The organism is Alishewanella tabrizica, assembly GCF_014652375.1.
Taxonomy (GTDB): domain Bacteria; phylum Pseudomonadota; class Gammaproteobacteria; order Enterobacterales; family Alteromonadaceae; genus Alishewanella; species Alishewanella tabrizica.
This window is the reverse complement of the sequence record NZ_BMYR01000002.1, coordinates 151,856-178,106: the sequence shown is the minus strand read 5'-3', so window position 1 is coordinate 178,106 and position 26,251 is coordinate 151,856. Positions and strand designations below refer to the sequence as shown.

24 protein-coding genes are annotated in these 26,251 nt (G+C 45.7%); 13 read left to right on the top strand and 11 right to left on the bottom strand.

Going from position 1 to position 26,251, the window contains the following annotated elements; genetic code table 11:
- Window positions 1–2: 2 nt before the first annotated feature.
- Together ribF and murJ are read right to left on the bottom strand one after the other, a co-directional pair.
- On the bottom strand, window positions 3–953 hold the full coding sequence (ribF, locus tag IE070_RS03195) for a bifunctional riboflavin kinase/FAD synthetase (RefSeq protein WP_189480402.1): 951 nt from the start codon (window positions 951–953) through the stop codon (window positions 3–5).
- A gap of 53 nt (window positions 954–1,006) precedes the next feature.
- Window positions 1,007–2,584: a murein biosynthesis integral membrane protein MurJ gene (murJ, locus tag IE070_RS03190; RefSeq protein WP_189480400.1), complete on the bottom strand. Its 1,578-nt coding sequence runs from the start codon at window positions 2,582–2,584 to the stop codon at window positions 1,007–1,009.
- A gap of 175 nt (window positions 2,585–2,759) precedes the next feature.
- Between murJ and rpsT the strand changes: the two genes are divergently transcribed.
- Window positions 2,760–3,029: a 30S ribosomal protein S20 gene (gene rpsT, locus IE070_RS03185; protein ID WP_189480399.1), complete on the top strand. Its 270-nt coding sequence runs from the start codon at window positions 2,760–2,762 to the stop codon at window positions 3,027–3,029.
- 184 nt (window positions 3,030–3,213) lie between these two features.
- On the opposite strand, the gene IE070_RS03180 is transcribed toward rpsT, so the two are convergent.
- Window positions 3,214–3,510, bottom strand: coding sequence for an ArsR/SmtB family transcription factor (locus IE070_RS03180; protein WP_189480397.1), 297 nt, complete (start codon window positions 3,508–3,510; stop codon window positions 3,214–3,216).
- Window positions 3,511–3,589: 79 nt separating this feature from the next.
- Window positions 3,590–3,994: a response regulator gene (locus tag IE070_RS03175; RefSeq protein WP_189480395.1), complete on the bottom strand. Its 405-nt coding sequence runs from the start codon at window positions 3,992–3,994 to the stop codon at window positions 3,590–3,592.
- 182 nt (window positions 3,995–4,176) lie between these two features.
- On the opposite strand from IE070_RS03175, the gene IE070_RS03170 reads away from it, so the two are divergent.
- The 3 genes from IE070_RS03170 (at window position 4,177) to smrA (ending at window position 6,641) form a co-directional block, all read left to right on the top strand.
- Window positions 4,177–5,505 (top strand): M20/M25/M40 family metallo-hydrolase, encoded by a 1,329-nt coding sequence (locus tag IE070_RS03170; protein ID WP_189480393.1) that lies wholly within the window; start codon window positions 4,177–4,179, stop codon window positions 5,503–5,505.
- Between the two features lie 195 nt (window positions 5,506–5,700).
- Window positions 5,701–5,988 (top strand): hypothetical protein, encoded by a 288-nt coding sequence (locus tag IE070_RS03165; RefSeq protein WP_189480390.1) that lies wholly within the window; start codon window positions 5,701–5,703, stop codon window positions 5,986–5,988.
- Window positions 5,989–6,062: 74 nt separating this feature from the next.
- Window positions 6,063–6,641, top strand: coding sequence for a DNA endonuclease SmrA (gene smrA, locus IE070_RS03160; protein ID WP_189480389.1), 579 nt, complete (start codon window positions 6,063–6,065; stop codon window positions 6,639–6,641).
- 395 nt (window positions 6,642–7,036) lie between these two features.
- Here smrA and IE070_RS03155 read toward each other — a convergent pair whose 3' ends face one another.
- Window positions 7,037–7,957, bottom strand: a complete 921-nt coding sequence (locus tag IE070_RS03155) for a 2-hydroxyacid dehydrogenase (protein ID WP_189480387.1) — start codon at window positions 7,955–7,957, stop codon at window positions 7,037–7,039.
- Window positions 7,958–8,136: 179 nt separating this feature from the next.
- Here IE070_RS03155 and olsF point away from each other — a divergent pair, with 179 nt between their 5' ends.
- The 6 genes from olsF to IE070_RS03125 all read left to right on the top strand — a co-directional run bounded on the left by olsF (window position 8,137) and on the right by IE070_RS03125 (window position 16,693).
- Window positions 8,137–9,843, top strand: a complete 1,707-nt coding sequence (olsF, locus tag IE070_RS03150; RefSeq protein ID WP_189480385.1) for a bifunctional ornithine lipid synthase OlsF — start codon at window positions 8,137–8,139, stop codon at window positions 9,841–9,843.
- Window positions 9,844–9,992: 149 nt separating this feature from the next.
- Entirely contained in the window at window positions 9,993–11,639 is a 1,647-nt protein-coding gene (locus IE070_RS03145) for a DUF3300 domain-containing protein (protein WP_189480384.1), read from the top strand.
- 144 nt (window positions 11,640–11,783) lie between these two features.
- Window positions 11,784–12,479 (top strand): OmpW/AlkL family protein, encoded by a 696-nt coding sequence (locus IE070_RS03140; RefSeq protein WP_189480382.1) that lies wholly within the window; start codon window positions 11,784–11,786, stop codon window positions 12,477–12,479.
- 215 nt (window positions 12,480–12,694) lie between these two features.
- Window positions 12,695–14,539: a bifunctional acetyl-CoA hydrolase/transferase family protein/GNAT family N-acetyltransferase gene (locus tag IE070_RS03135; RefSeq protein WP_189480380.1), complete on the top strand. Its 1,845-nt coding sequence runs from the start codon at window positions 12,695–12,697 to the stop codon at window positions 14,537–14,539.
- Window positions 14,539–15,456 carry a histone deacetylase family protein gene (locus IE070_RS03130; protein WP_189480378.1) on the top strand — a complete coding sequence of 306 codons (918 nt, stop codon included), beginning with the start codon at window positions 14,539–14,541 and terminating at the stop codon, window positions 15,454–15,456. Before IE070_RS03135 ends, IE070_RS03130 begins: the two co-directional genes overlap by 1 nt.
- A 142-nt stretch (window positions 15,457–15,598) precedes the next feature.
- Window positions 15,599–16,693: a GGDEF domain-containing protein gene (locus tag IE070_RS03125; protein ID WP_189480376.1), complete on the top strand. Its 1,095-nt coding sequence runs from the start codon at window positions 15,599–15,601 to the stop codon at window positions 16,691–16,693.
- A 64-nt stretch (window positions 16,694–16,757) separates the two neighbouring features.
- Here IE070_RS03125 and purL read toward each other — a convergent pair whose 3' ends face one another.
- Window positions 16,758–20,648 (bottom strand): phosphoribosylformylglycinamidine synthase, encoded by a 3,891-nt coding sequence (gene purL / locus IE070_RS03120; RefSeq protein WP_189480374.1) that lies wholly within the window; start codon window positions 20,646–20,648, stop codon window positions 16,758–16,760.
- Between the two features lie 197 nt (window positions 20,649–20,845).
- Here purL and mltF point away from each other — a divergent pair, with 197 nt between their 5' ends.
- Window positions 20,846–22,309 carry a membrane-bound lytic murein transglycosylase MltF gene (gene mltF / locus IE070_RS03115; protein WP_189480372.1) on the top strand — a complete coding sequence of 488 codons (1,464 nt, stop codon included), beginning with the start codon at window positions 20,846–20,848 and terminating at the stop codon, window positions 22,307–22,309.
- Between the two features lie 174 nt (window positions 22,310–22,483).
- On the opposite strand, the gene tadA is transcribed toward mltF, so the two are convergent.
- A complete protein-coding gene (tadA, locus tag IE070_RS03110; protein ID WP_189480371.1) occupies window positions 22,484–23,041 on the bottom strand; it encodes a tRNA adenosine(34) deaminase TadA in 558 nt (185 codons plus the stop codon).
- A gap of 184 nt (window positions 23,042–23,225) precedes the next feature.
- Between tadA and IE070_RS03105 the strand changes: the two genes are divergently transcribed.
- Window positions 23,226–23,438 (top strand): hypothetical protein, encoded by a 213-nt coding sequence (locus IE070_RS03105; RefSeq protein WP_189480369.1) that lies wholly within the window; start codon window positions 23,226–23,228, stop codon window positions 23,436–23,438.
- Between the two features lie 314 nt (window positions 23,439–23,752).
- Window positions 23,753–23,974, top strand: a complete 222-nt coding sequence (locus IE070_RS03100) for a hypothetical protein (RefSeq protein ID WP_189480367.1) — start codon at window positions 23,753–23,755, stop codon at window positions 23,972–23,974.
- A gap of 144 nt (window positions 23,975–24,118) precedes the next feature.
- On the opposite strand, the gene IE070_RS03095 is transcribed toward IE070_RS03100, so the two are convergent.
- From IE070_RS03095 to IE070_RS03080, 4 genes are all read right to left on the bottom strand, one after another.
- Complete coding sequence (locus tag IE070_RS03095; RefSeq protein WP_189480365.1) at window positions 24,119–25,102, bottom strand: hypothetical protein; 984 nt, start codon at window positions 25,100–25,102, stop codon at window positions 24,119–24,121.
- Between the two features lie 5 nt (window positions 25,103–25,107).
- A complete protein-coding gene (locus IE070_RS03090; RefSeq protein ID WP_189480363.1) occupies window positions 25,108–25,437 on the bottom strand; it encodes a PadR family transcriptional regulator in 330 nt (109 codons plus the stop codon).
- Window positions 25,438–25,743: 306 nt separating this feature from the next.
- Window positions 25,744–25,881, bottom strand: a complete 138-nt coding sequence (locus IE070_RS03085; protein WP_189480361.1) for a hypothetical protein — start codon at window positions 25,879–25,881, stop codon at window positions 25,744–25,746.
- Window positions 25,882–26,029: 148 nt separating this feature from the next.
- Entirely contained in the window at window positions 26,030–26,245 is a 216-nt protein-coding gene (locus IE070_RS03080; protein ID WP_189480359.1) for a hypothetical protein, read from the bottom strand.
- Window positions 26,246–26,251 lie beyond the last annotated feature (6 nt).

Sequence of the window (26,251 nt, the reverse complement as noted above, 5' to 3'; positions counted from 1 at the left end):
CATTAAGTGAGTGCGTTCAACAGCATAAGCTGTTGACTAAAATACTGCTTAGCAGCTGCCGCATCCGCAGCAATCTGCTGTTTTAACGCATCTAGACTGGCAAAGCGTTGCTCTGCTCTTAGTTTGTGCCGCAACACAACCTCAATCTGAGTGCCATATAAATCTTGGTTAAAATCAAATAAGTGCGCTTCTAGCTGTTCACGTACGCCCTGCACAGTTGGCCGGTTGCCAATATTGGCCACGCCTGAAAATTCACCATAACAGGTGCGGGCACTGATAGCATACACACCAGAAACAGGCAATTTGCGCCGGTATAACCACACATTTGCTGTCGGAAATCCCAAATCACGCCCCAATTTACGGCCGTGTCGCACCCGGCCCGTTAAGGTAAAGGGCCGCCCTAACATGCTATGTGCCAAAGGCAGTTGATCCTGTTCCAACGCTTGACGAATCAGCGTACTGCTCACACGCTGCTCGCCCAATTTCAAGCTCGAGGTGCTATTTAAACCAAAACCAAAGTGTTGAGCAGCCTGATTTAGCAAGGCAAAATCACCGCTACGGTTTTTACCAAATTGAAAGTCGTCGCCCACAATCAAATGCTTAACACCCAGCTTTTTTAACAACAACTCTTCAATAAACTGCTCGGGAGCTTGCCCCGCAAAAGCACGATTAAACCCTACACACAGCAACCGATCAATGCCCAGTGCAGCTAAAGCCTGATACTTTTCGCGAAATCGGCTAATTCTGGCTGGCGCCGCATTGCCCATGAACAGTTCAAGAGGCTGTGGTTCAAACACCATGACACAAGTAGGTAAGTTCTTTGCCTGCGCTAATTGCTTAACCTGCGCTAAAACGGCTTGATGTCCTAAATGCACGCCATCAAAATTACCAATAGTTAACACACAGCCTTGATGCCGAGGAACGATGTTATGGATACCGCGAATTAACTCCATGCCTGCCTTACACTTTGCCGACTACTGTTTATAAACCTCACATTATACCCCGTTCACCCTTGGCTTTCAGCAATAGTTTTTGCTTTAAAATCGGCAAGTCTTATCCCTAACAACAATAGCAATACAAAATACCCCACTACAGCGCCACCGCATAGTAAGCTTAATTTTAGCATTTGCTGACCGAGCGTAAGCGCTGTCCAAACCGATAACGCTGGACTAAAATAGTACAACGCAGCAGCCATGAGCAAACTTGCTAAGGCAAACTTAAGTAAAAACACGATACTGCGACGACTTAATTGATATACCCCACTTAACCGCAAGCCACGATACAACAAATAGGCATTTAAGCTAGCAGACAGTGCCGTAGCTAATGCTAAGCCCACGTAACTCATAAAAGGGGCGAGCAGTAAATTCATCACCATATTGGCTACCATGGCAATAATCCCAATGCGAACGGGCGTTTTGATATCTTGCCGAGCATAAAAACCGGGTGCTAAGACTTTAATCAGCATGTAACTTAACAAACCGCAAGCATAAGCAATTAAACTGTACGAGACCATCAAAACATCGTGTGGCGTAAATTCTCCACGCATAAAAAGTACGGTAATGATTGGCTGTGCCAGCACCATTAAGGCTAACATCGCCGGCAAGCCAAACATGGCAACAAAACGTAACGCCCAATCTATCGTCGCGGCAAACTTGCTCGCGTCGGCACTGGCGTGATGGCGCGATAAATTCGGGAGGATCACCGTAGCAATGGCGATACCAAATAAACCGAGAGGGAACTCAATTAAACGATCCGAATAATACAACCAACTTACTGCACCGGTAACTAAAAATGAGGCGATTACAGTATCCAACAACAAATTGATTTGACTTACCGATACGCCAAACAAAGCAGGTAGCATTAACGTTCTAATTTTAGTCACATTTTCATCGCGCCAGCTCCAACGCGGCATCACCAAAAATCCCGCTTTTGCTAAAAAGGGCAATTGAAAAAGTAATTGCACTGCTCCCCCTATAAATACCCCCCAAGCAAGGGCTAAAGAGGGTTCTTGCAACGTGGGGGCTAAATACACAGCACTGGCAATAATGGCAATATTTAAAAATACCGGCGTAAAAGCCGCGACCGCAAATTTGTTATAGGTATTTAAAATTGCGCCACTAAACGCCACCAAAGAAATAAACCACAAATAGGGAAAGGTGATTTTTAACATCACACTCGCCATCTCAAATTTATGCGCATCGGGGCCATCGTTCAGCCATTCAATAAACCAGCCCATACCAAACAACAGTGCAATTAACGGTGATGCAATCACTGCAAAAATGGTGACTATCGTCACAATCACCCCTAAGGTACCTGCCACTTTAGCAATTAATTCTCGAACTGCATCGTCGCCATGCTTAGCTTTTACTTCGCTTAATACTGGGACAAAAGCTTGCGAAAAGGCCCCCTCAGCGAATAAACGGCGTAAAAAATTTGGTATCCGATTGGCGAAAAAAAACACATCTGCTGCAGCACCCGCCCCCACAAAATTTGCCACCACTACATCACGTACCAACCCCATTATTCTGGATAGCAACGTCATAAAGCTGACAATTAAGCCCGATTTTAATAATTTTCCTGACACACCAAGCTCCTTAAATGGTCCCACCGCTATTTTCACCCGTTAAGCCAACGAATAGCCAGTAGTAAACCTAATTTAATTCCTCGCCTTTTCGCGGAAAGCATTTGACAATGGCACAGTAAATAGGCATATTATGCGGCCTTTAAAGAGTCCGGTTTTAGTTTTTAGGAGTGTTACCTTGGCTAACATTAAGTCTGCTAAGAAGCGCGCAATACAATCAGAAAAACGTCGTCAGCAAAACGCCAGTCAACGTTCTATGATGCGTACTTTCATCAAGAAAACCTACGCAGCAGTATTAACTGCTGACGCAGTAGCTTCTCAGGAAGCGTTCAACAAAATGGTACCTGTTATTGATCGTATGGCGGCCAAAGGTCTGATCCATAAGAACAAAGCAGCTCGTCATAAAGCGCGTTTAAACGCCCATGTAAAAGCGTTAAAAACTGCTTAATTGACAGCAACAAACAAAAAAGCCAGCTAACGCTGGCTTTTTTGTTTGTACCAATTCTTGCAAATTTTAGGTAACATTCTGCAATTATTGATATTCTTTATATTTAAGGGCAGCGGTAACCACGAGCTATCACGCTACCCTAAATTCCACACACATAATCCCAACAAGCTAACGAACCAAAAACTTATTTTTGGCAATACAATTTGTGTAACAAGGCAATTAACGATTCGGCCTCAGCACTGTTTAACGTATAAAACACCGTTTGAGCCTCTTTGCGTGTTTTTACCAACTTGTGCCGCCGTAACAATGCCAGATGCTGTGATAAAGCCGACTGACTTAAATCTAGCTTTTCATTAATCTCGCCTACCGACATTTCACCTTCAAGCAGATGGCATAAAATAATTAATCTGCGCTCATTAGAAACCGCTTTAAGTAACTTTACGGCCTCTGCTGAATTTTTCAGCATATCTTCTAAATTCATGTTGTACACCGCTTAACTTAACTGAAAATACTCTGGCACCATCACCATAAGATAATGTCCAGTCCGCTATGACCCTCATTTACAATAAAGGTTGCACCAGGTTAGAGATCCGTTCTGCTGTAAAAGGTTTAACCACAAACGCCTGGGCACCACCGGCAACCGCCGCTTTCAGGTTATCCACACTGGAATACGCTGAAATCATAAAAATATGCGATGTTTGCTCAAAAAGCCGGAATCGTTCTAACAGTACCTTACCATTTATGTCTGGCAGCTGAATGTCTAAAAAAACAAACTGCGGCTGATGCTGAAGATAGATCGCCTCAGCACTCACGCCATCGGCAGCTTCAAAGACTTGGCTGATGCCTAATTCCTGTAAAATTCGCTTCAGATACAATCTTATAGCGGGCGTATCGTCTACAACCAGTGCACTAAGGGGGAAAGTGGGAGTATTAGGCAGTAAAGTGTCTTGCTGATGTGCTTGCATCCTTGAAGCGGCTCCTTGTTGGCGTTCTGGCTCTATTCAATTGCCAGGGCGTTAACGGGGTAAAAATTGCTGTATTAAAGCGTACCACAAACACGTTAATCCAGTTGGGTATCGCTGATAAACATGTTAGATTCTTATTTTAAGCCCTATTTTAGGGCACTCATTTAGGCGCAAAAAATACTATGAGATTAGGGTTAACATTTATACTAGCAGCTTTTAGCCTGAATGTGCAGGCTGAGACATTAAAACTCGACAAAGATTTAGCCTATCATTTGGTAGAATCATTAACAGTCGAAATTGGTCCCCGGCTTGCGGGCACCGAAGCCGATCTACGTTCTGTAGTATGGGCGGAACAACGCTTGCAGCAGTTAGGCTTTGATAAAGTCTGGCGAGAACCGTTTGACATGCTGTACTGGGAGCGTGGCGCAGCAAAACTCACTGTCGCCGCACCCTTTAACCAATCGCTTGTGGTCACGGCCTTGGGCGGTTCAGTGGGTACACCGTTTGATGGCATCAGCAGCCAAGTTGTCATGTTTAATACGTTAGAGGACCTGATCCAAGCCAATAAAGCCGATGTGCAAGATCGCATAGTGTTTATTAATCATGCACTGGAGCGGGATATTCGCGGGGGATTTTATGGGCAAGTCGTCGGAGGCCGAGCGCGTGGGGCAGTTGAAGCGGCAAAACTCGGCGCAAAAGCCATCATTATCCGCTCGGTAGGTAGCAGTAATAATCGTTTTGCGCATACTGGTCAAATGCGCTATGAAGACGGTGTGCCTCGGATCCCCGCTGCAGCCATTTCTGTTCCTGATGCCCAGCAGCTCAGCAAAATGCTGGTCATTAATCCCGAACTCACGCTGAGTTTGCAAATGAACAATAATTTACCGGGTACGGTCACCAGTCATAATGTCATTGCTGAGATTACCGGCAGCAAACGACCAGACGAAATCGTATTGATTAGCGCTCACCTTGATTCATGGGATGAAGGTACAGGCGCACTGGATGATGGTGCGGGTGTGGGATTAGTGATGGCAACCGCAGCGCTCTTAAAACAAGAAAAACCAGAACGGACAATTCGGGTGGTATTGTTTGGGAATGAAGAAGGCGGCTTAATTGGTGCTAGAGCTTATGCTGCGCGGCATCATCAACAGTTAGCAAACCACGTTTTTGCCTCAGAATCTGATTTTGGCGCTGGACGTATCTGGCGCTTTGATACCGGCATGGGAGAACAAGCATTAACCTTCGCTCGCGAGTTACAAAAGAAATTAGCACCTCTGGGCATTGCCATGGGGCCAAATACCGCCTCAGGCGGCCCTGATGTCTCTATATTAAAAGCTCAAGGCGTTCCTGTTGCGAGCCTCATGCAAGATGGTACTGATTACTTTGATTATCACCATACCCCTAACGATACATTGGATAAAATTGATCCTGCAGCATTACGTCAAAATCTCGAGGCGTGGTTAATTATGACGCGGGAAATTGCCAACAGCCAAGTAAATCTTCGTCAGTAACGATACGATAACACCAAAGTAAATGAGCAACGCGCCCTGTTAAGACAGGTTTATTATAGCAGGGCGCGCGATATGACAGCATTCTTACATCCATTAAAAATTCTAATCTGAAATCAGCAATATTACTCAGTTGAGTAAAGGCTCTACACTGCTCATAATGCGCGCAATTAAACACCGCGCCCTAGGAGCTTTAGCATGGAAAATCTGATCTACGACATTATTAGCTGGGTTGGTTTAACCATCTGCATCGGCGCCTTTTTTATTAAAGATGTTTTTTGGCTACGATTAGCTACATTAATAGGTTGTAGCCTGTTATTTGTTTACTACAGCCATATCGCCATCCCACAAGGGGTGATCTCTAACCTGTTAGTTTTGCTGATTAACGCGTATTACTTATTACGCTTTGCCAGCGCCCGCAGAAAAGCGCAGCGTGCGACGCATCAACCCGACGCTGCGGTGAAGCTAAGCACGCAAGCCGAATAAGTTACTTTTGCCAACGCTTACGGCGCGGTATACTAGTGATCGCCTTGGGCTAGTAGTACCTATTGGAGTATGGCATGCAACATGACGATTTTGAGTTGTTTTTACAAGAAATAGCCGATGTAAAACCCTTATCGCAAGATGCCGTTTTGTTGCAAGGTGGCGAATTTAGCCCAACCTTAGCGCAACAGGCCAGACGCAAAGCTGCAGAGCTCGAGATGGAATACGATGCGCACTATTTAAGTATGGAATACGTTGATTTAGTTAAGCCTGACGATGTGTTTGCCTACTGCAAAGATGGCGTCCAACAAGGGGTTTACCGAAATTTACGGCTAGGTAAATATCAGTGTGATGCCACACTCAATCTCCTGGGTAAAACCTTGCAAGAAGCGCGTAGTCAATTGCAACAGTTTATTACCGATTGTCATCAACGCGGCGTTAGAACCTTACTGATACAACACGGCATGGGCAGGAATAGCAAACCGCATCCTGCTATTTTACGCAGTTACGTGTTTAAATGGTTACCCAGTTTTAGTGAGGTATTAGCCGCTCACACCGCCCAGCGCCAGCATGGTAGTTATAACGCGACCTATGTATTACTGCAAAAAAATGCTGAGCAGAAACGTGAAAACCGTGAGCGTCACACCAAAAAATAAAGGGCTGTTACAGCCCTTTATTTAGTAGAAATAGCGCTAGGCTTTTTGTGCCTTTCTATAGTTATTTATTGTCTATAGTTTCAGCACTTACAGCAACCACGCTATTGCTTCAGCCTTGGTAAAAAACGCTGATAACGCCATAACCAAAACGGCAATGGCCAGTGTGGTAAAGCCAAAACCACGATTGGACGCTTTACTCATAAATATTCCTTCACCCACTTTATTATTGTTATAAAACGCTCACTACCCTCTAAGATAATCAGCCAAATCAGTGTAATAAAGATAATGCTAAGTTACAATAGCTGTATTTTTAACCAGTTGTAACTAGTAACAAACGACTACCCCGCTTGCAGGGTTAATGCCCCGATGTTTGCCGATACTGTCGCCGCGCGTTTTTAATAACCCCGCACCAGATCAACTTGATTATACAGCGGCAAACCTTGCTGACTTCGTCGATAATTTTCAGCAATCTGTGCGACAACAGTGGCAACTTGCGTCACGGCTGAAATATGTGGCGTAATAAAAATAGCAGGATGCGACCAGAACCTATGTTCAGAGGGGAGAGGCTCTTGTCGAAAAACATCTAAACACGCCGCTTGCACCTGCCCACTGTCTAGTGCAGCCAATAAGGCAGCATCGTCGACAATAGCACCACGTGCTACATTAACAAAAATCACACCCGGCTTCATCATCGCAAAAACCTTGGCATTGATTAGGTTATCTGTCGTCGGCGTTAACGGCAGCAAACAGATCACGATATCTGCATTGGCTAGGGCTGCCGGCAATTCATCCTCTCCCGCATAACACTGCACATGAGGGACATTTTTTGCTGTTCTCGCCCAGCCTGTAACCTGATAGCCCAATTGTTGAAAATGCACCGCCGCGGCAGTGCCCAGCTCACCTAAACCAAGCACACAACACGTGGTTAGCCGTCGAGGGCTTTTGGGTTGCCATCGCTGTTGCTGTTGTTGCCTTGCAAAGCGATCAAGTCGTAAGCGGTAATAACTCTCTATTCCGGAAAGATACTGCAACATCGCTGCGGTTAAGGCCGGATCGACAATACGGGCTAACGGCAGCGTCGGCAAAGTGTCATCCGCTAAAATACCGTCTACGCCAGCACCAAAACTTTGCAATGCAGTGAGATTAGGTAATGCCGCCACGACGTGCGCTGGTTGCTTCCATAGCACGGCAAATGTAATGGCGTCAGGCTCTGATAAGTGTGGCCATATTTCAATCCGGGTATCGGGCAAAGCGTGCTGTAACCGTAATTGTAAATCGTCCAACTTTCTATCGGGAATAATTAACGCTATGGCCACCTGATCTCCTTAAGGTTTGAGAAATTGATCTAGCTTAGTATTGTTACCGACACCACAGGATTCGCCAAGCGCTATTACACCCTGTCTTGCAGATTCAAAAAAAAGCCATAAAAGCGCCACCGCATTGTCATACTTGGCCATTAGCCTTGACACAAGCACACGTGCAGGGGAATTATCTTATGTTAAATGTCGAACACATGATTCAGCAGCAATTACCAACCGTGTCAGACAAACCATGGTTATACGGCCCCGTAAAGGGGATATTGCGATATTTACTACATGAACAAGAATTTCAAACGTTTACTGCACGCTACCCTCACCTGCAAGGATTAGAATTTGTTGAGCAAGTGCTGGATTACTTTAACTTCAGCTATGCAGTACGTGATAATGAATTAGAACGGATACCGGCATCGGGCCGCGTTATTATTATTGCTAATCATCCGATTGGCTCTTTAGATGGCTTAGCCCTACTCAAATTAGTCAGTGATATTCGACCCGATGTAAAAGTATTAGCCAACCAACTGCTTATGGCCATTAGTCCCTTACATAGCCTTTTATTACCCGTCAATAATATGCAGGGTGGTACCGAGCGCCGCCGCCTAGATGCAATCTTGCAGCACTTGGCGAATGAGGGTGCCCTTATCTTATTTCCCGCAGGCGAGGTATCACGCTTAAAACCCAATGGTATTCGTGATGGTAAATGGCACAGCGGTTTTTTACGTTTTGCTACACAAGCCAATGCGCCTATTTTACCGATACACATTGATGGCCGTAACTCGTTATTATTTTACAGTGCGTCCATGCTGTATAAGCCACTTTCCAGCATCTTGCTGGTTAAAGAAATGTTTAAACAAAAACAAAAAACCATCAGCATGCGCATTGGCGAGCAAATCCCCTACGATAGCTTCAGTACGCTGTCTTTAGAACTTCCTGCAAAAGTTAAATTATTCAAAAAACACCTGTACCGTTTGGCAAAAGACAAACCCGCATTATTTAAAACACAAAGTGCTATAGCCCATCCTGAAGAGCGTAAAGTGTTAAAGAAAGCCATTGAAGGCTGTCAACTACTGGGCGAAACCGGTGATGGCAAATTAATTTATCTGTATCAGCATCAACAAAGTTCTCCCATTTTGCGTGAAATTGGCCGTTTGCGTGAACTGGCCTTTCGCGCCGTTGGCGAAGGCACTGGTTTACGCCGCGATATTGATCGGTTTGATAGCCATTACCAACACCTAATTTTGTGGGACAAAGAAGATTTAGAAATTGTCGGGGCCTATCGTTTTGCAAACACAGCAAAAACCTTGGCCGAGCATGGCCAATCAGGGCTTTACACCGCATCACTTTTTCAGTTCAGCGACAAAATGCAACCCTATTTAGCGCAAGGGCTAGAGCTAGGTCGGAGTTTTGTACAACCTCGCTACTGGGGGAAGCGTAGCTTAGATTATTTATGGTATGGCATTGGCGCCTATTTGCGCCTAAATCCGCAACTGCGCTATTTATTTGGTGGAGTAAGTTTATCAAATAGTTATCCTAAAGCTGCGCGCGATTTGATGGTCTATTTTTATTCGCTCTATTTTCATGATGATCAACATACGGCAATTTCAAATAGCCCTTATCAGCTACCGCAATCTATTATACAAACCTTACAGGGGCACTTTAGTGGCACACATTACGCTGAAGACTTTGTGCAATTAAAGCATTTACTGGCCAATATGGGCTTAAGTATTCCAACCTTGTATAAGCAATACAGTGAATTATGTGAACCCGGAGGTGTTAAGTTTTTAGCCTTTGGTACCGATCCTGACTTTGCCGATTGCATTGATGGACTGGTACTGGTTGATACCCAGCAAATAAAAGCGCACAAAAGGGCAAGATATTTGGATTAGCCGCGCCAGACAAGTCTCAAGCTTGTGTAAACCTTAAGCAAAGTTCAGCTGTTATTCAGCCACAGCCCTCTATATAGTGTGTATTCGATAGTGTTTATCCACTATACATGACACGGCAATGTTTTTAACATTGCTAGTAAGGAGGGGTTATGCAAGTCTTTCGTGCTTTACCGCAACTATTTCTAGTAACACTGCTGTTGTTACTTAGCGGTTGCTCATCGGCAAAACCACATCAGACCACTGTGACAAACACGCAAGCCGCTGAACTTGATCAAATGCTTGCGCCTATCGCGTTATATCCTGACAGCGTACTAACCCATGTACTGATTGCAGCAACCTACCCTCTTGAAATCGTCCAAGCCGCGCGCTGGTTGGAGCAAAATCCTGGACTATCAGGTGAGGCCGCTGTAGCAGCAGCCAGTGATCAAGATTGGGATCCCAGTGTGCAAGCCCTAGTAGCTTTTCCTCAGCTGCTGCAAAGATTAAACGATGATCTTATCTGGACCCAGCAACTGGGTGAGGCCTTTATCAGCAACGAGCCTGCTTTACTCGCCAGTATTCAGCGCTTGCGGCAACGCGCTTACGCTCAGGGTTCATTGAATAAAATGGAACATGTTGTTGTCGAGCGAGAGCGGGAAATTATTGTGATTGAGCCTGCTCGGCGAGAAGTGATTTATGTACCTTACTATGACACGCGTGTGGTGTATGGTAATTGGTGGTGGCCAAGCTATCCACCAGTACATTGGTATGAACCGGTAGGTTATCGCAATAATGTCACTTTTTATTGGGGATCAGGTTTTAATATCCGCCCATCGTTCTACTTTAGTATTTTCGATTGGCAGCGTCGGCATGTGGTTGTTCATCATCATTACCATTACACGCCGCCCCGTTATTATCCGAAACGGCAGCATTTCCATCATGCCTCACGCTGGCAGCACGATCATTACCATCGCCGAGGCGTGCATTATCAACACCGCGAATTGCGTGATCGCCACGATTTTTATGACAGCCGCCCTGAGCATCGTCGTCATGCGCAACAGGATCGTAGCAAAGCACCTCGTGATCGGCAGTATGCAGAAGAGCGTGCCAATGAATTACGCACTGATAATCGTTTAGTACCGGCTGATAGTCGTTTAAGACAAAACCCACAACGTCGTGATGAACGTGATGCCTATGCGCAGCGCCAGCAACGTGAAGCCGAACGTTTAGAGCGAGAAACGCAGCGACAAGATCGTGACATGCAACGTCAGCAACGCGAAGCACAATTTAGCCAACGGCAACAGGCGCAAAGGCAACGTGCTGAAGGTCGCGCTAACCAAACAAGCCCAGCCGCTACACCGGTTAGCGAGGCGTCCTTTGTCAGCCGACGTATTGAACGGCGCGAACGGCAAGCACAACACACTGAACGTGAACAACAGACCCAGCCGATAACGACGCCGGAGTCTACAGTGCAGTCACAGCAACGTGTGCAGCAGCGCTCGCCACAATCAAATCGGCCACAATATGAACAACGGCGGCAGCTGTCTCAGCGCACTGAAGCTGAGCAACGGCCACAGCCAATCACTCCGCCGCAGAGTGAGCAACGTTCATTGCAAATTAGCCGTCCACAACCTGAATCGGGCGCGCAATCTACACAAAGGCCGCAACGTGAACAACGGGTTCAACCGAGCAGCCAACAACCGGTGCAATCACGTGTGCAGCAAATAAGTCGCCCACAACAGGAACCGCAGATACCGCGGCAAGACGTGAGCCGTCCCTCACGCATTGAGCGCCCACAGCGAATAGAACAGTTTTAACCTATTTACATTTAACGCAACTTTATTGATATAAAACAATTTTTACACCCAAAAGCCCACTGCACTGTGGGCTTTATTGATCCAGCCCAAAGAACTCTTGTGCTGTGCGCGCACAATAGGCGTAATTTCTTAAAGGGGCTAAAAATGAAAACATTATTATCGGTTATTTCGTTAAGTATGGGGTTATTGGCAACATCGGCTCAAGCCGATATTTCTGTAAACGTCGGGGCTATTAGCGTTATGCCCAGCGATAGCAGTAGCAACTTAAACGTTGTCGAGACTGTGGCAGGCTTACCCGCTGGATCTACCGGTGTAAGAGTAAATAATAATACTCAGGTGGGCTTAACTTTCGATTACAAACTGGATAAGAATTGGGGGGTACAATTAATTGCTGCTACACCTTTCACCCACAAGATGACTGGTGATGGCGCTATCGATGGCTTAAAAATTGGCAAAACAAAACATTTACCCCCTACCTTATTAGGCCAATATTATTTTGACTTAGGTAACAGCAATATTCAGCCGTTCGTTGGTTTAGGCGTTAACTATACTAATTTCTTTAATACTGAAGCTGATGAGCAATTGGTTTCTACCTTAGTGGCGTTAGGCGCTGCAGGTGCAAATGATCCGGTAACGATCAAACTAAAAAATTCCTGGGGCTTAGCTGTGCAAGCGGGGATGAATATCAAGCTATCCGACAATCTGGGTATTCATTTTATGCTGAGCAAAATTGACATTGATACGACAGCGCATGTCCGGGTAAACGGCAACACGGTGCAAAGCGTCGATGTGAATATTGATCCCTTAGTGGCCATGATCGGCCTGCGCTGGACACTGTAAGTGTTACTTATCTGAAACGGGTAGACGTTATTTCGCGTAAAACCCAATAGCCTCGACCAAAGTCGGGGCTATTTTCATTTACGTTTGTGCATTACATTGTCTTGGTATTAAATTAAACGTTGAACCTAACTGTTGGGGTATTTGTTCAGGTGTATCTTCACGCCTAAGGTAACAGTACGATACGTTTGCTATCCCCCAAATTCAGTGGAGCCGCTATGCCAAGTCCTATTACTAAATTGAACTGGCAACAATTACTTAAATCCGGTAACCGCATTTTTATCGGCTCGCACGCCAGTGTGCCCACCAAATTAATTGATGATCTTATTGCCAACGCTAAAAGTTTGCATGATATCGAAATTGTACAGCTTGTTACCTTGTCTGATAACAAATGGGCACGCCCCGAATTTCAGCACTTATTTAAAGTAAATACCTTTTTTATTGGCGGAAATACTATTCGAGACGCCGTGGCAGAAGGTCGCGCCGATTATACACCTTGTTTCATGACCGATATTCCAGCGCTTTTTACCGATGGTGTATTACCATTAGATGCTGCGCTGATCATGGTGAGCCCTGCCGATGAACATGGTTATCACTCGCTAGGCGTATCCGTCGATGTCATCTCTGCGGCGGCTCGCGCGGCAAAAATCGTTATCGCGCAGATTAATCCCTCTATGCCAGTCACGTATGGGCAATCTTTTATCCATAAAGACGATATTGACGCCTTTTTTTACGCTGACCAAGCGTTACCCGAGGTAAATCCGCCAGAACTGGATGCTCGTACCGAACGGATTGGTCAGTATGTCTCACTCTTAATTGAAGATGGCGCAACGATCCAAGTGGGGGTGGGCAAAATTTGCGCCGCTGTCACCCGCTATTTAAGCAATCATAAAGATCTGGGGTTGCACACTGAACTGCTAACCGATGGCGTATTGGATCTGATTAAAAAAGGCGTAATCAATAACAGACGTAAAACCTTTCATCCAGGGAAAAGCGTCACCAGTTTTTGTATTGGCACCAAACCCCTCTATGATTTTGTGCATCAAAACCCGCATATTGGCTTTTATCCCAGTGAATATGTTAATTCGCCTGCCAATATTGCCCGCAATGAGCGTATGGTCTCCATTAACAGTGCCATTGAGGTCGATTTGACCGGGCAAGTGGTGTCAGATTCGATCGGGCATCAGTTTTATAGCGGTGTGGGTGGCCAAGTAGATTTTAGCCGTGGTGCCTCTATGAGTAATGGCGGCAAGCCCATTATCGCCCTACCCTCAACGGCGAAAAACGGTACCATTTCCCGAATTGTGCCGCATATTCAAGAGGGTGCCGGCGTAGTCACCACCCGCGCTCACGTGCATTATGTGGTTACCGAGTTTGGCGTAGCCTCTTTGCGGGGTAAAAGCATTCGCGAACGGGCATTAGAATTGATCCGTGTCGCGCATCCTAAGTTTCGTAATCAATTACTGGCTGAGGTACGAAAAAATTATTGGGTACCCCATTATCAGGTGCAAACACCGGTTGAAGTCCCTGAGCTTGGGCCTGTGGGGTTTAAAGAATTAAAGGTCGGCAACGATAGCTTTGATCTTAGGCCGTTAAACCCGTCTGACGAACGGCGGTTGCAAGAATTTTTTTACTCACACACCAAAGAAACCTTGCAGATGCGCTATAACTCTGTGCCAACGCAAATGAGCCGAGAAAAGTCTTGTACGCTGGTCAGCGTTGATCAATCTAAGGACTTAGCGCTTTGTATCGTAAAGCAAAAAGGCTCAGTAGTAGAGATTCAGGCGGTAGGACGTTATTACCTCATTGAGAGCCAAAATAGCTGCGAAGTGGCCTTTGTCACGCGAGAGAAATTTCAGGGTAAAGGTATGGCAAAACGCTTGCTGGCCGAAATGATTGATGTGGCAAAAAGCCGTGGCTTGGCCTCAATGCAAGCCTATGTGCGGGCCGAAAATAAACCTATGTTAAGAGTATTTGAAAATGCGGGTTTTGTTCGCTTAAAAAGCGAAGATCCATCAGAAGCTTTTTTAAAGCTTGATTTACCGCCGGTAGGAGAAAAGTAATGTCCATCACCATTTTCAGCCACCCCAGCTGTTATTATCATGAAAACGGTGTCGATCATCCAGAATGCCCTGAACGACTAGCTGCTATCAATGATCAGCTTATTCGCTCGGGTATGGAATACGTTGTTATGCAGCTTGATGCCAGCCCGGCTAGCCGCGACGATCTGTATTTAGCCCATGGCAAACGCTATGTAGATGAGTTATTTGCCAAGGCGCCAACCGAGGGGCATATCTGGCTCGATCCCGATACAGTGATGGGCCCCAAAAGCCTGAACGCCGCCTTACATGCGGCCGGTAGCGGTATTAATGCCGTAACTAAAGTAATGTCGGCTGCAAATCAACAAGCGTTTTGCGCTATCCGGCCACCGGGGCATCATGCCACCCGTGAACAGGCTATGGGTTTTTGCCTGATTAACAATATCGCCGTAGCGGCCGAACACGCGCTAAATCATTATGGTTTACAACGCGTTGCTATTGTCGATTTTGATGTGCACCACGGTAATGGCACTGAAGATATTTTTAAAAATGAACCGCGGGTGTTGTTTTGCTCCTCGTTCGAGCATCCCTTATACCCCTACACTGGTGCAGATAGCACGAACGATCATATTATTAATCTGCCGTTAGCCGGAGGCTGCAAAGGTGCTGCTTGGCGCGAGCAGGTGCAGCAACATTGGCTCCCGGCATTAGATCAATTTGCACCACAACTCATCCTAGTTTCGGCAGGCTTTGATGGCCATGCCGAAGACGACATGGCGCATTTTATGTTGCGTGAAGATGACTATCATTGGATTGCCAGTGAACTGAAGCGACTTGCTGATAAACATTGCCAAGGGCGTATTGTTGCTATGTTAGAAGGCGGATACGCATTAAGCGCCTTAGGGCGCAGTGTCGTCGCCTTTTTAAAAGGATTAATGTAAATAAATTGCCTATTTAAAGAATTTGCCGAGCAAGGAAACGTTCGGTTAAGTATTAAATCAAAGATAAATAGGGGGCAAAGATGGCACACCATGTTGCGCTAAGCTGCTATGCTTAAAAAAATTATGTGTTAGTTTACATTTAATGGCATTTATTAAGCGCTTTTTTCCTTCTTTATCTTATTTAGATCCTGCCAGTGAGCAGGCATTTAGACATTATATTGTCGAGAGCACCCGACATACCATGCAGCGTCTGGTCTGGGTATGTGTGGCTTTGCTACTGGTTTTTAATTTCTCTGACATGCTGCTGGGCGATAATTGGTTTAGTCTTAATAATCTCACTCGGCTTGCTATTGTTGTTATCTTACTGAGTTACCTGCCCTTTACGCGACACTTAAACGCTGACAGTTATCTGCAAGGTTGGTTATTGGTATGCGCCATCGTCATACTGCTATTAACAGTTACCTCGTATGCGGCCGCCCAATACTTTGGCCAATTAGGCGAAGGCGGCACGATGATCGTCGCTATAGCGCTTACCGCTATCCCTATTTTTAATGTTCAGCAAAAAATCTTGTTGTGGCTATTGTTATATGCCAGTTTGGCTTTTTTAAAATACTGTACTCAAACTGATACTGGCTGGACGCTATTTTACCTTGCCATCACAATCCTGCTCTGTTTTAGTTGGCAGCGGCAGTTGGATATTTTATTACGCAGCCAATTTAAAGCCGTACGTTTAGAGACAGAAAAAGCGGAAACAGATCAATTAACTGGTTTATTAAATCGTCGAAGCTTCGAACAACGATTACAAGAAAAACTCAAGGCACTTACGCCTGATCAGCAATTATCGTTAGGCTTATTGGATATTGATTTTTTTAAACGCTACAACGATCACTATGGGCATTTAGACGGCGATTTAGTGTTAGTGCATATCTCACGCTTACTCTCGCAAGATCCGGCATTGTTAGTCGTGCGTTTTGGTGGCGAAGAGTTTATTTTGGTAGAGCAGCATCCCCGTGGGGCGGTACCCACATTATTAAATTTACCTCAGCAATTGTTTGAGCAAGCACACCCTCATATCACCTCACCCTTTGGGGTTGTTACTGCATCAATCGGTGTGGTGACACTCTCTTATCCTGCTACTCACGCTAGCTCAGGTGAGTTAATGCATCTGGCTGATACCTTGCTGTATCGTGCTAAGGAACAAGGGCGTAATCAAGCGCAACATCAGTATTTAGGCTAATGCATCATAAAAAAATCCTGCCGCAGCAGGATTTTTTATACAGAAAGTTATCACGAGGTATTGCTTAACCTAACCATACCCGCGCATTGCGGAACATCCGCAGCCACGGGCTATCTTCTTGCCAATCATCTGGATGCCATGAGTTCGCCACAGTTCGGAATACCCGCTCTGGGTGCGGCATCATAATGCTGACGCGGCCATCAGTGGTGGTTAGTGCGGTAATACCGGCAGGTGACCCATTCGGGTTCGCAGGGTACTGCTCAGTCACTTGACCATAGTTATCGACAAAGCGCATCGCGATGGTGCCGCTGCTATTGGCCGCAGCAAAGGCAGCCGCATTGGCAAACTCGGCATGACCTTCACCGTGTGAGACGGCGATAGGCATCCGCGAACCCGCCATACCGCTAAAAAATAGCGAGGGGCTTTGCTGCACTTCAACTAAGCTAAAACGCGCTTCAAAACGCTCTGATTTATTACGCACAAAGTGCGGCCATAATTCGGCACCTGGGATCAGGCTCTTTAGGTTTGACATCATCTGACAACCGTTACAGACGCCTAAGGCAAAGGTTGATTGCCGTTCAAAGAAACGTTGGAACTCTTGGCGCGCTTGCTCGTTAAACAGAATTGATTTCGCCCAACCTTCACCGGCACCCAAAACGTCACCGTAAGAGAAACCGCCACACGCGGCTATGCCGTTAAAGTCGCTCAGTTTTACTCGGCCGGCTAAGATATCGCTCATATGCACGTCAATAGCGGTAAAGCCTGCACGGTTAAAGGCAGCAGCCATTTCATGCTGTGAGTTAACGCCCTGCTCACGTAGGATAGCGACCTTAGGTGCAGCGCCTTTTAAAATAAAGGGTGCAGCGATATCGGCATTTTGATCAAAGCTGAGTTTAACATTTAAGCCCGGATCTTGCTGATCGGCTTTAGCGTCAAACTCTTGCTTAGCGCCAGCCGGATTATCGCGCAATGCCTGCATCTGATACGTTGTTTCCGCCCAAATTAAGCGTAAACGGGTACGGCTATCGCTAAACACGGCCTTGCCATGCTGGGTGATTGCAAGCGTATCGCTGTTATTTACGCTACCAATCACATGGCTTACTGTCGCTAACTGATGCGCTGCTAACACCTGCTGCACATAGGCCACATCCGCTTGCGCTACCTGCACTACTGCACCTAGCTCTTCACTATACAGTGCGGCTAACGCATCATCACCTAAGGCACTGATATCTGCACTAATACCAGCTTTACCGGCAAACGCCATTTCCGCTAGGGTAACCAATAAACCGCCGTCTGAGCGATCATGGTAAGCCAGCAGCTTTTGCTCGCGGGTTAATTGCTGCATCGCATTAAAGAAGTTGATAAGTAGCTCAGGGCTATCTAAATCCGCTGCTTTATCGCCTAACTGCTTATACACCTGGGCCAAACAAGAGCCACCTAAACGGTTAGCGCCCTGCCCTAAGTCAATTAATACTAAGGCACTCTCACCTTTGTCGGTGCGTAGCTGCGGCGTTACCGTTTTACGCACATCTTCAATGCGGGCAAAGGCGGTGATCACCAAAGACATCGGTGAGATAACCGCTTTTTCTTCGCCGTCTTGCTGCCAGCGGGTTTTCATCGACATCGAGTCTTTACCCACCGGAATGGTTACTTTCAGCGCCGGACACAGTTCTTCGCCCACGGCTTTCACCGCGGCATATAAACCGGCATCTTCACCTGGGTGACCGGCTGCAGCCATCCAGTTTGCGGAAAGCTTAATGCGGTTTAAATCACCAATATCGGTCGCGGCAATATTGGTAATGGCTTCGGCTACGGCTAAACGCGCAGAAGCCGCAAAATCTAACAACGCAACTGGCGTACGTTCGCCCATGGCCATGGCTTCACCATGATAGGTATCGTAACTGGCCGCGGTAACACCACAGTTTGCCACCGGCACCTGCCAAGGGCCGACCATTTGATCGCGCGCCACTAAACCCGTTACGGTACGATCGCCAATGGTCACTAAGAAGGTTTTCTCTGCAATGGTCGGTAAACGCAATAAGCGCTCGGCCGCATCGGCAATGGTAATTGCACAGCGATCCAGTGGCTTACCCTGTACTTGCAGGCTCTGAACATCACGATGCATTTTTGGCGCTTTGCCCAGCAACACATTCAGTGGTAAATCAATGGGCGTGTTACCAAAATAGCTGTCACTTAAGGTTAAATGCTGCTCAGCGGTAGCTTCACCCACAACGGCATAAGGGGCGCGTTCACGCTTACAAATTTGCTCAAACACCGGCATTTTGTCGGCAGGAATGGCCATAACATAGCGCTCTTGCGACTCGTTACACCAAATTTGCAATGGCGACATACCTGGCTCATCGTTAGGTACATTGCGCAGTTCAAACTTACCACCGACACCACCGTCATTCACTAACTCTGGGAAGGCATTAGATAAACCACCGGCACCGACGTCATGAATAAACACGATTGGATTGTCTTTGCCTAGCTGCCAGCAGCGATCGATCACTTCCTGACAACGGCGTTCAATTTCTGGGTTCTCACGCTGTACCGAGGCAAAGTCCAGATCTTCCGCTGACTGACCCGAAGCCATCGACGAAGCAGCACCGCCGCCCAAGCCGATATTCATCGCTGGGCCGCCCAGTACCACTAACTTGGCACCAACGGGTAAATCGCCTTTTTGCACGTGATCTTCACGGATATTACCCAAACCACCGGCAATCATTATCGGCTTATGGTAACCACGCACTTCTTCACCATTGTGGCTGGTGACTTTTTCTTCATAAGTACGGAAATAACCGTTAATGGCTGGACGACCAAATTCATTGTTAAAGGCCGCGCCACCCAGTGGCCCTTCCAGCATAATGTCAAGTGCAGTGACAATACGTGCTGGCTTACCAAAATCGGTTTCCCATGGCTGTTCAAAACCTGGAATACGTAAGTTTGATACCGAGAAACCAACCAAACCGGCTTTCGGCTTAGAGCCAACACCGGTAGCACCTTCATCACGAATTTCACCGCCTGAACCGGTAGCGGCACCCGGGTAAGGTGAAATTGCGGTTGGATGGTTATGCGTTTCAACCTTCATCAAAATATGAATAGGTTCGTGGTGATACTGGTAGTCTTTACCTTCGGGTGTGGGGAAGAAACGTCCGGCTTCCGAACCGACCATGACCGCAGCGTTATCTTTATAAGCAGATAATACGTAATCTGGTGTTTGCTCAAAGGTATTTTTAATCATTTTAAACAGCGATTTCGGCTGTTTTACGCCGTCGATAGTCCAATCGGCGTTAAAAATTTTGTGGCGGCAATGTTCTGAGTTGGCCTGAGCAAACATATAGAGCTCAATGTCATTCGGGTTACGGCCAAGCTGCTGGAAATTGGTGACCAAATAATCAATTTCATCATCGGCCAGCGCTAAGCCTAAATCGAGATTCGCTTTGGCTAAAGCGGCACGACCACCGCCTATAATATCAACCGAACTCAGCTCACCTGGCGCGGCTTGGCTAAATAACGCAGAAGCCTGTTCAAATGAGGTAAAAGTAACTTCCATCATACGATCATGTAGCAAGGCGATGATCTGTTGTAACTGATCAGCCGTTAATGCCGTAGCTTGAATGTAGTAAGCGATACCGCGCTCTAGTCGTTTAATCTGTGGCAGGTTACAATTATGAGCAATGTCAGTTGCCTTCGATGACCAAGGCGAAATTGTGCCTGGGCGTGGTGTAACTAACACAAGCTGTCCGTCAGGTTGATGGCTTGCAATGGCCGGGCCATATGTTAGCAATTTATCCAACGTTTGTTGCTGCTCGGCACTTAACGGTGCACTTACGTCAGCAAAATGGGCAAACTCCGCATAGATACCGCTTACCGGTAACTGTTGCTGGGCACAAAGGTCTAATAACTTTTGAATTCTGAATTCGGACAGTGCAGGTGCACCACGCAGGATCAACATAGGCTTATTTCCGTTGGTTGAACGACAGTGGAACCTAGGGCGTGTTGACGTTTGCTGTTTGTTTTTGCAGCAAACGTCAACACGCCATAAAGGCGCTGCATTATAATGAAAATTCACGCTAAGTGATATGTGAAATACCTGACTGATTGCAAGAAGTTTGTTATAACAGTCGGCGTAAATGAATATTGGACCCCAACATGCTCAAATCGCTGTGCCTTCTTTGCTGCTGTTTTTTACTGTTATCTTGCACACCACCTGCGGCAAATAACAGCAGCCAGCTCACTGAGATCTATCAGCGAAACAGTCTTCGCGTGGGGATCTTACATGGCCCTACAAGCTATTATATTGGAGTAGACGGGCCAACAGGGTTTGAATATGAATTGGCAAAATCACTCGCTGATCGGCTTGGCGTTGAGCTAACACTCGCACCCAGTTTTGACTTAGAAGATTTATTAGAAAAACTCGCGTCAGGCCAAGTTGATTTTATTGCCGGAGGGCTTACCCTCACGCCATCACGATTAGAGAAATTTCGAGCCGCGCCAGCCTATCGTTGGATCAATGAAGTATTGGTTTTTCGCCAAGGGAATCATTGGCCACGCCAATTAGCCGACTTAAAACACCCTATTGTGGTGATGAAACACAGCAGCCATGCCGAAAGCTTAGCGGCATTACCCGACCACTTTGCCGTGGCATTTTTAGAAGACGCCGAGGTTGATTCCGATGAATTATTACAAAAGGTTGTGGATGGAAGCATTGCCTACACACTTACCGATTCTAACCAATTGGCGGTTAACCGCCGCTTATTTCCACAATTAAGTATTGCCTTTACCGTAAACGAGAACTTGCCTGTTGGCTGGCTGCTACGTAAAAATCAAGACGACAGTTTATACAGCGTGCTTATAGAGTACTTTGGCCATGTGTATCAAAATGGCGATTTAGTCACGTTGGAAGATCGCTACTTTGGGCATATCGAATTATTTGATTATGTTGATACGCTAAAATTTATTCAGGCTATTAATCAGAATTTACCTAAGTATAAAAAATGGTTTGTTGAGTACGCTGGCAATTTAGATTGGCGTCTTTTAGCCGCATTAAGTTATCAAGAATCGCATTGGAACCCTAAAGCTCGCAGTCCCACGGGTGTTCGAGGGTTAATGATGTTAACCCTACCCACGGCAAAACAGATGGGCGTACAAAGCCGTATTGATCCCGAAGAAAGTATTGATGGTGGTAGCCGTTACTTGCAATTACTGCTGTCACGGATCCCTCAGCGGATCCCATTGCCGGATCGGCTTTGGTTTGCACTTGCGGCCTATAATATCGGTTGGGGCCATGTAGAGGATGCACGGCGCTTAACCCAACGTGATGGTGCCGATCCTGATAAATGGCTAGAAGTGAAACAACGCTTGCCGTTGCTACGTAAAAAGTCGGTGTATCAGCATACCCGTTTTGGCTTTGCACGCGGTGACGAGGCCGCAATGTATGTGGAAAATATCCGCCGTTATTACGATACATTGGTAGGGGTTGATGAGCGGCAACAACTTGAAAGTCTTATAGAACAACAACGTTTAAAGCTAGAAGCAGAGCTTACCGATGCGATTGATAGCACCGCAGAACCGGTTGTTGAATCACCAGCCGAGGTTTCGCCGCCTTCGTCATAATAAATTCATCTTAAGCGCTTGTAGTAGCAGGCATTCAGCCATATTATTCACATATTATTAAAACATTAGCTCGTTACCTTGGAGGAGCCATGCTTAAAAGAAAAAAGCCGGCACTAAAACGTCGCCGTCGGTTACTGGATACCGCATCCAGTCGCCGCCGTATTAAGCGTAATTTTAGCACGATGAAACTGCATCATCGTCGTCGCGCTTTTCAAGCGTATTTCCAACATCTGCCGGACGCAACGCCTGCAGTTTAAGATGCTTTTTTTCAGCACGCCGCCGCTGAAAAAAGGCCGATAACATCGCTGAACACTCACTCTCTAATACCCCACCCTCACTTTCAAGCTGATGATTTAATTTCGGGTGATTCACTAAGTTCATGATTGAACCTGCTGCACCGGTTTTATAATCACGGGCGCCAAACACTAGCCGTTTCACGCGACTGTGCACCAACATTCCTGCACACATACTGCAGGGCTCTAGCGTGACATATAAGGTACAATCGGGTAACCGATAATTTTGCTGCACTCGCCCAGCAGCACGCACCGCCAACATTTCGGCATGCGCTGAGGGATCATGCAAGCTAATCATTTGATTCCAGCCTTCCGCAATAATGTGCTGATCTTTCACTAATACTGCCCCTACCGGGACTTCTCCTGCGGCTTCGGCCTTTGCTGCCAAGCGTAGGGCGTGGCGCATCCAATCTTCATCGGTTAACGGCGTTATTGTCATAAAGGCTTACAAAAATTCACATTCAATAGTTAATTTTACCACTAGACTATGCTAGATCTGACTAAATATTTATATATTGCACCATGCAGCGTGAGCGACTTTAAATTAACGTGTTGCTAATCAATACATTATACTTTTGGCATTGCAATTGCTTTGAGCTTTAAAAACCATCAAGGAGATCATTATGGGACCATTTGAAATCGCGGCAATTGCCATTATCGGCGGCTTAGCCTACTCAGCTTATGAAGTGCATATGAAAACGAAAACGAAAGCGGGTAAAGCAGATATTGAGGCGCTTCAGGCAGAAATCGCCAGACTAAAAGAACGTGTAGGCACCTTGGAAACTATCGTTACCGATAAGTCTTATCAATTAAAAGAACAGATCAATAAACTTTAATCCTGCTGTTTTCACCGTATTAAGCCGCTACTATAGCGGCTTTTGTGTTTTAAACGAAAACGTTTTCTACCGAACATCAGCCCTAGCCTCTCTTTACACTACGGAATAACGCGCCAACCGAATATCAATTTTTAACCAATATTTAGTCAAACTCACTAACGCTTAGCCGAGCCATTGCCACCAACAGCAAGAATTAAGTGTAAGCACTTGATTAATATACAAATAAAAACTGGCATAGCATTTGATACATTTTATATATGTATAGAAAGTGACATTCACTAAATAAAACAAATCAACCTTGAAGGAAATAGCAGATGAACAGAACACTCGTTATCATTTTATTAGTTGCCGTAGGGATTTATTGTTTACCTACTATTTTAGCCATTATTGCGGGTATCTTTGCGCTGGCCATTGGTTTAGTAGGCGCAATATTAGGGGTAGGCATAACATTGTTAGTGACCCTAGGCCCCATATTGCTGGTAGGCTATTTGATTTGGTGGCTGGTGCGTGACAATCGTCGGCAACGTCAGTATTAAGTGCCGTTAACACGTTAAAAAACCGGCGCGACATCGCGCCGGTTTTTTTATTGGCTAAAAGCGGTTTACCTTGTTATTTTTGGTTTGCATGCTGCGCTTCGTGTGACATCGATAGTCGTGCGACCTTACACTTCACACCTGAATCTAATTGCAGGCACGCAATTGTCGCAAGCGAAGTAAATCACGCCCTAATTCAAATAAAATAATAACCGCAATCACCGCTACAATACTTTGCCGCGTCCAATAAGACCATGTTAATACCTGAGGATCCTCTATAAAATTTGCAATGACGTCAGGTGCTAACCATTGCGAATAAGAAGCGCCCCAAGCCAGTAGTACCAACAAACTAAGCTGTAACGAAATGGTGATAATAAGTTGGGTTTGATTCCAGATCGGTTTAAACAACCACCAAAAAAGCCGCTCAAAGGCTAAAGCGCACCATATCAATACCATAATACGCCAAAGCTGTAATTCAGGGATAAACCAATTAGATAAGCTTACCTCTGGTGCAGTAAGCCATAAACTTGGCCAAAGCACCATCACCAAAGCTAGGATCGAGGCCATATCTTGAATAAGATCGGTGCGTTTAATACGTTGCCAACTAAAGCGTATCGCAGGTAAATCTGTTGGGCTCCATTCTGGCACGGTACTTTTTTTTATCTGACGTGCTTTTGACTGACTTTCATTTGACTGACCTTCTTTCGACAAATAGGTACTGTAAAAAATAAGCGTAATACACGCAAAACCCACTGCGGCCATGGTTGCCGTGGCAAAGGCATACTGTATAACACTTTGTACTAGGCGAATATGCTCTGACGTTAACCAATTAAACAGCAATACTAATCCTTGTATGGCGGCAATAACCGCGAGCATCACTCTATTTAGCTCCCAAAATAATGCCATGTCTGACGCCGCAATTAAGGGCGTTACCGGCGCATAGCGCAATGCTAATTGCTTTGGATCGCCGTAATGCAACAATATACGGGTTAACTGTGATGCTTGCTCAGAATCAGGGATTGCTTCCAATTCATCCAGAATATTGGCTTTTACTTCCCGACAGAACTCGTCTGCCTGCGCAGCGGGCAACTCAGCATGTAAGGCTTCAATATAACGTTCCAGTAATTCCATGGTACTTACTCCTGTAGTAACTGTTGCATGGTCAGGCTAAGCTGCTGCCATTCCAACGTGAGTTGGCGCAGGATCTGACTGCCTGTGTCATTTAACTGATAATAACGACGCTCCCGCCCTTCAGTATGTTGCCACTCACTGTCGAGCAAACCTTGTTCGGCTAAGCGGCGGATCAAGGGATATAAGGTCCCCTCGTCTATTTCAATACCGTTATCGTTTAGCTGTTTACGCAGCGAATAGCCATAATGCGCTTCTTTTAATGACGCAAGCACCGCCAACACCAACACGCCACGGCGTAGCTCCAAGCGAATTTTGTCTAATTGCGATTGGGTCATCTATTGCTCCTGATACTGTGCAGCGCATACTGTGCACCACACAGCAAATACTAGGTAACACACAGTATAAAAGCAAGAGTGAAAATAATTAAAAATTTTTTGAGTGGCTCGTCCGGGATAACTTTGGAATCCATTTTTAAAAATGGATTTTAATACAGTAAGTTAAAGCAACTTCCTGCTTCAAAGATGGGATGTCCTGTAAGGTAAGCCTACAATTAATAGGCTCGATGGCGGGGTTCACTTGGCATTTCATATACATGCATGAAAAAAAATATTGAAATTGTAATAGTTAACCCAGTAAAAAGACTATTCCGAAAAGGTTTGGCTGACTAACTTTGAAAAGTTCTCTTTCTGGTAATCTTCCATTGTCGCGTAAAATGCAACACCCCCAAGCACTAGAACTAAAGCAGTGTATGCAGCTGTTTTTATTATATTTTTACTCATTTCTAACTCCGTGATTTTGATTTATGGTGAACATAACGCCCGCTATAAACTGCCGAATGAACGAGGTCAGGCAAGCGAAGAGAGCGAATTTAATAGGATTCTAATAAAACAAGCGAGAAATCTCATCAAATGGCTCTAGAAAATTCTCTTAAGCTTCATAGAAAATTGTAATGACGAGTTTTTCAGGTTCTCCCAAAAAAGATCCAGGACAAACCGTCTGTTCAATTTTATGAATTTTAATTTCAGGACTATCGCCAAACCAATCATTAACTGTTTTCTCTAGTTCATTGAAAATTGGCTCTTTAATCTTTCCTGAAAGCTTGATTTTTGTTCTGCTTAAATCACTAAATATTTTTACTTTCATGCATTC